Below are 5353 nucleotides of genomic sequence, written 5' to 3' on the forward strand. Positions count from 1 at the left end.
CGCATCGGACCCATTATAGGATGAGTAGGTGGAACACCTGGCCGACCTGGTGGACCTCTACGAGTAGTTTGCCTTCTATCTGGATGCGGCCACCTACCTGGCCTCAGGGCTCATCCTGATGGGCCTCCCTTCCCTGAGGCCCCAAAGGCTTCCCAAAGCCGCCTTTTTCGCCCGGGTGAAGGAGGGCATCGGCCACCTGGTGGGCCACCCCGCCCTTCGCCGGGCGGTGGGCACCCTGTTCGTGGCCGCCGCTTTCGGTTCTGTGGAAACCGCCTTGGGGGTGGTGCTGGCCATCAAGTGGCTTGGGGTGGGCTCGGCGGGGTTTGGCTTTATGGAGGCCGCCATGGCCTTAGGGGCCATCCTGGGAGGCCTCTCCATCCCCTATCTCCTCAGGCGCATTCCCCGGGAACGGCTGTTTCTCCTGGGGCTTTTGCTATTTGGAGTCTTTGAAGCCTCCATCGGCGCCTTCCCCCTCTTCGCCTGGGTGCTCCTGGCCTTCTTCCTAAGCGGTTTCCTCAACATGGCCTTCATCGTCCCCGCCCGCTCCATCCTGCAGCTCAACACCCCCCAGGAGATGCGGGGGCGGATCTTCGCCGCCTTCGGTGCGGTGATGAACGCTGCCGTGCTTCTCGGGACCATGTGGGGCGGGGCCTTGGAAGGCCCCATAGGAGCCCCCACGGTGTTCCTCTTGGCGGGGAGCCTGGTGAGCCTGGCGGCGGCCTACACCCTCCTTACCGGGGGCATCCCCGCCCCCAAGGAAACCCCTCCCACCCAAGAAGCCTAGCTAGGCTTCCCTCAGCCAGCGGGCCGCCTCCAGGGCGTAGTAGGTGAGGATCCCCTGGGCCCCAGCCCGCCTTAAGGCGTAAAGGCTTTCCAGAACCGCCCGCCTCTCGTCCAGCCAGCCCTTGAGGCTTGCCGCCTTCAGCATGGCGTACTCCCCGGACACCTGGTAGGCGAAAAGGGGCTTGGAAAACCGCCCCTTAAGGGCCAAGAGCACGTCCAGGTAGGGCAGGGCGGGCTTGACCATGAGCATGTCGGCCCCCTCGAGGTCATCCAGCCCCGCCTCCCGCAAGGCATCCCAGAGGCCCGCCCTGGGGTCCATCTGGTACCCAGCCCGGTCGCCAAACTGGGGGGTGCTCCCTGCCGCCTCCCGGAAAGGCCCATAGAAGGCGGAGGCATACTTCACCGCATAGGAGAGGATGGGCACGTGGACGAACCCCCCCCGGTCCAAGGCCTCCCGGATGGCCCTAACCTGCCCATCCATCATGGCGCTGGGGGCCACCACATCCGCCCCCGCCTGGGCCTGGGAAAGGGCCGTTTTGGCCAAAAGCTGGAGGGTGGCGTCGTTATCCACGTGGAATCCCAAGGGGCCTTCCCGCACCACCCCGCAGTGGCCGTGGTCCGTGTACTCACAAAGGCAGGTGTCGGCCATGACCAAAAGCTCCGGAAACTCCCGCTTCAAAAGGCGGATGGCCCGCTGGACGATCCCTTCCTCCGCATACGCCCCATGGCCCAAGGTATCCTTTTCCTCCTCGGGTAATACGCCGAAGAGGATGATCCCACCCAGGCCCGCCTTCAGCACCTCCTCCCCCAGGCGGGGAAGGTGGGCCAGGGGATGGCGGAAGACCCCGGGCATGGAGGAAACCTCCTCCGGCTCCCCCTCCTCCTTTACAAAGACCGGTAGGATCAGGTGCCTGGGGCTAAGCTCCACCTCGGCCACCAGGGGCCGGAGAAGGGGCGAACGCAGCCTTCTTGGGCGCTCCATGCCTTCCACTATACTCAGGGAGGAGGGAGCATGAACCTGCAGAAGCTCTTGAAGGAAGCGCAAAAGGCCCAGAAAAAGGCCGCTGAGGTGCAAGAGAGGCTAGAGACCATGACCGTGGTGGGCACGGCCCAGGGCCTGGTGGAAGTGGAGGCCAACGGCCACGGCAAGATCCTGGCCGTCCGCCTGAAGCCCGAGGTGCTCACCGCCTTCCAGGAGGACCTCGAGGGCCTGGAGGACCTCCTGCTGGTGGCCATCCAGGACGCCCAGAAGAAGGCCCACGAGCTTTCGGAAAAGGAGATGGCCCGGGAGCTGGGGGGCGTGGGCCAGGTGCTGGGCAAGCTTTTCTAGGATGCGGTACCCGGAAAGCCTCCTCAAGCTCACCCGCGCCCTCTCCCGCCTGCCGGGAATCGGCCCCAAAACCGCCCAGAAGCTTTCCCTCCATCTGGCCTTCCACCGAGAGGAGGCTGCGGAACTGGAAAGGGCCTTGGCCGGGCTCGAGGCCTTGGGCGTCTGCCGGATCTGCGGCAACCTGGCGGAAGGGGAACTTTGCCCCATCTGCCAGGACGAAACCCGGGACCGGTCGGTGATCGCCGTGGTGGAAACGGTTTCCGACCTCTATGCCCTGGAAAGGAGCGGCGAGTTCCACGGGCTTTACCACGTGCTGGGCGGGGCCCTGAACCCCTTAGAAGGGGTGGGGCCAAGGGAGCTCAACCTGGAAAGCCTCTGGCCCAGGCTCCCGGGGGTGGAGGAAGTGGTCCTGGCCACCTCCATGACCGTGGAGGGGGAGGCCACGGCCCTATACCTGGCGGAGGAGCTCAAGCGCCGGGGGGTCAAGGCCAGCCGCCTGGCCTACGGCCTTCCCGTGGGGGGAAGCCTGGAGTACGTGGACGAGGTAACCTTAGGCCGGGCCCTGGAGGGGAGGAAGGCCCTGTAGGAGCATCCCACCCTGGTTTGCACGGGGGTGGGGCTCATCTTTGGCCTCTTTTCGGAGGAACGTGAAGAAGGGGATGGTAAAAACGGTATAAGGGCAGTATGGAGGAGGTTTTGCACCATCTCTTGGACCAAGTAGAAGGGGCTTTTGCCGCGGCCATCGGCACCCTGGATGGCCTTCTGGTGGAGGGGGTGCGGCGTAAGCGGGTGGACCTGGAGGCGGCCGTGGCCGAACATGCCGCCCTCCTGCGCCAGGCCAAGGCCGCTTACGCCGGAAGTTTGGGCACCCCTCGGGTGCAGGAGCTCCTGGTGGGGGGCCACCCCGTGGTAGGCTACGCCCAGATGGTGCGCAAAGCCAGCCCCAGACCTCAAGGTGCCTTTCCTCAAGGGCAAGGCCACGAGGAACTCTTTCTCCTTCTCCTGATGAAGCCGGAGGCCAACCTGGGCCAGGCGCGCTTGCAAACGGCCAAAACCGTGGAAAAACTGGCGGAGGTGGCGGGATGGCTTACCTAGAAAGCCTGGCGCCCTTTGGCGTCAAGCGGGCGGTGCTTACGGGCTTGGACGGCCTGGTCATAGAGGCCCTAGGCCGGGGCCACCCCCCGGCCGAGGTCCTGGCGGCGGAGCTGGCCTCCCTGGTGCGCCACATGACCCCCTTGGCGGAGGCCCTCTCCGGAGAGGTGCGCCGGTTCACCCTGGCCACGGACACCCACGAGATCCTGGCCCTACGGGTAGGGGAGTACGTCCTGGGGGCGGTGGTGGAGCGGGGCATGGACCGCAAGGCCATCGGCCAGGAGCTTTCCCGCATCGCCCTTAGGGTGCAAAACCTCTGAGCTGGTACAAGGAGGCATGGTGGAGGAAGTCCTACAGGAACTCCAGGCCATCAAAGGGGTGCGGGTGGCGGCCCTCCTCAGCGAGGATGGGTTCGTGGTGGAAGAGGCCAGGGAGATGGAGGCCCCCGAAGCCAGCCTCCTTTCCGCCCGGGCCGCCACGGCGTTGGGCACCGCCAAGGCCTTGGCCCAGACCCTGGGCCAGGAGGGGGTGGAGGAGGTCATGGTAGAGTACCCTGAGGGGGCCCTGCTTTTGGTGCCCCTTCCCGGCTACCACCTGCTCCTTCTCCTGGACAGCGTGCGCAGCCTGGGACGGGTACGTCTGGCCTTGAAAAGGGCCGTGCCCAAGCTAGAGGAGGCGCTTAGATGAGCGAGCTAAAGCTGGATATCCAAATCGACAAGGACATCGCCCTGGGCCGGTACACCAACCTGGCCCTCATCGCCCACACCAAGAACGAGTTCATCCTGGACTTCGCCCTGCTGCAACCCCAGGGGGGGGCCATAGTGGTGAGCCGGGTGATCACCAGCCCGCAGCACGCCAAGGCCCTGCTCCGGAGCCTGGCGGAAAACGTGGCCCGGTACGAGGAAACCTTCGGCCCCATCCCTGAGCCGGTGGCGGAAAGCCAGGCCTAGGGATCAGGGCCACGGGACCCCCACCCGGGTTTCCGCCCAGGTGGGGATCCTTATTGGAGGTTTTCCCGCCACCAGTCCAGGTAGGCCTCGAGCCGGGCCATGCGGCGGTCTGGCCTGCCGGAGCGGGAAAGTTCGTGCCCCTCCTCGGGCACGCGGAAAAACCGGGTCTTTACTCCCAGGTGGAGGAGGGCGGTGTACCAGGTTTCCCCCTGGTCTATGGGGCAGCGGTGGTCCTGCTCGGAGTGGACCACCAGGGTGGGCGTCCTCACCTGGTGGACGTGGCGCAGGGGGCTTTTTTCCCACAGCACCTCGGGCCTCTCCCAGGGCTTGGCGAAAAGTTCCATGAAGGTGAAGCGGGGGCCGATGTCGCTGGCTCCAAAGAAGCTGAACCAGTTGCAGATGCTGCGGTCGGTGACCGCCGCTCGGAAGCGCTCCGGATGGCGGGCGGTGAGCCAGTTCACCATATACCCCCCGTAGCTACCCCCCGCCACCCCCACCCGGGCTGGGTCCAAGGGAAAATGGGTCCGAACGTGATCCAAAAAGCCCAGGAGGTCCCGCTCGTCCCGTTCCCCCCACATCCCTTCCAGGAGGGCGAAGTCCTGGCCGTAGCCCGTGGACCCTCGAGGATTACAAAAAGCCACGGCATACCCCGCCTGGCGAAAAAGCTGGAACTCCAGCATGGGGGCCCGGCCAAAGGCGGTGTGGGGCCCCCCGTGGATGTAGAGGATCAGCGGATGGGGACCCTCCCCTTGCGGAAGCAACACCCAGCCCGGAACCCGGTGCCCCTCGGGGCTTGGCCACTGGGTGTACACGGGCTCGGCCAAAGGGGAGATAACGCCCTCGTTGGGGTCAAAGAGGCCCAGGGGCCCCTCGAGGCGGGCCGGACGGGTGAAGTCCTCGGTAAGGAAAAAGAGACCCCGCTCGGTTATGGCGAAGGAAAGAACGCTACCTTCCGCGGCCACCACCTCAGCCTTTCCCTCTAGCCCGACTCGGTAAAGCCGGGCCATCCCCTCCTCGGTGCGCACCACATAAACCCCGTCCCCACCCCACTTGGGTCCTTGGGAGTGGGCGCCAAAGCGGAGATCCGAGTTGAGGGAGTTGTGTAGGCTCCCCTCAAGAAGGACCCGGGCTTGGCCCCCACGTAGGTGGTAAAGCCGGGCCTCCGTACCCCCACCCCGCTCAAAGGCGTGCCCTAGGA

The 5353-nt window shown here is 65.7% G+C and carries 8 protein-coding genes and 1 pseudogene; 7 read left to right on the top strand and 2 right to left on the bottom strand.

Going from position 1 to position 5353, the window contains the following annotated elements:
• Nucleotides 1-67 precede the first annotated feature (67 nt).
• Nucleotides 68-784: pseudogene (locus Q0693_RS02760) on the top strand (MFS transporter); the annotation flags it as partial.
• Here Q0693_RS02760 and hemB read toward each other — a convergent pair.
• Nucleotides 785-1765 (bottom strand): porphobilinogen synthase, encoded by a 981-nt coding sequence (hemB, locus tag Q0693_RS02765; protein ID WP_298629029.1) that lies wholly within the window; start codon nt 1763-1765, stop codon nt 785-787.
• 30 nt (nt 1766-1795) lie between these two features.
• Between hemB and Q0693_RS02770 the strand changes: the two genes are divergently transcribed.
• The 6 genes from Q0693_RS02770 to Q0693_RS02795 all read left to right on the top strand — a co-directional run bounded on the left by Q0693_RS02770 (nt 1796) and on the right by Q0693_RS02795 (nt 4155).
• Nucleotides 1796-2113: a YbaB/EbfC family nucleoid-associated protein gene (locus Q0693_RS02770; RefSeq protein WP_243030240.1), complete on the top strand. Its 318-nt coding sequence runs from the start codon at nt 1796-1798 to the stop codon at nt 2111-2113.
• 1 nt (nt 2114) lies between these two features.
• Nucleotides 2115-2699, top strand: coding sequence for a recombination mediator RecR (gene recR, locus Q0693_RS02775; protein ID WP_243030239.1), 585 nt, complete (start codon nt 2115-2117; stop codon nt 2697-2699).
• A 98-nt stretch (nt 2700-2797) separates the two neighbouring features.
• Nucleotides 2798-3208, top strand: coding sequence for a hypothetical protein (locus Q0693_RS02780; RefSeq protein ID WP_298629032.1), 411 nt, complete (start codon nt 2798-2800; stop codon nt 3206-3208).
• Complete coding sequence (locus tag Q0693_RS02785) at nt 3196-3525, top strand: roadblock/LC7 domain-containing protein (protein ID WP_114312908.1); 330 nt, start codon at nt 3196-3198, stop codon at nt 3523-3525. The genes Q0693_RS02780 and Q0693_RS02785 overlap by 13 nt, the downstream gene beginning before the upstream one ends.
• 19 nt (nt 3526-3544) lie before the next feature.
• Entirely contained in the window at nt 3545-3892 is a 348-nt protein-coding gene (locus Q0693_RS02790; protein WP_243030284.1) for a roadblock/LC7 domain-containing protein, read from the top strand.
• A complete protein-coding gene (locus Q0693_RS02795) occupies nt 3889-4155 on the top strand; it encodes a DUF3467 domain-containing protein (protein ID WP_243027513.1) in 267 nt (88 codons plus the stop codon). Before Q0693_RS02790 ends, Q0693_RS02795 begins: the two co-directional genes overlap by 4 nt.
• 50 nt (nt 4156-4205) lie before the next feature.
• Here the strand turns inward: Q0693_RS02795 and Q0693_RS02800 are convergent.
• A partial coding sequence (locus tag Q0693_RS02800) for a S9 family peptidase (RefSeq protein WP_298629036.1) occupies nt 4206-5353 on the bottom strand: 1148 nt, incomplete at its 5' end.

This window comes from uncultured Thermus sp., from assembly GCF_938010445.1.
Lineage (GTDB): Bacteria > Deinococcota > Deinococci > Deinococcales > Thermaceae > Thermus > Thermus altitudinis.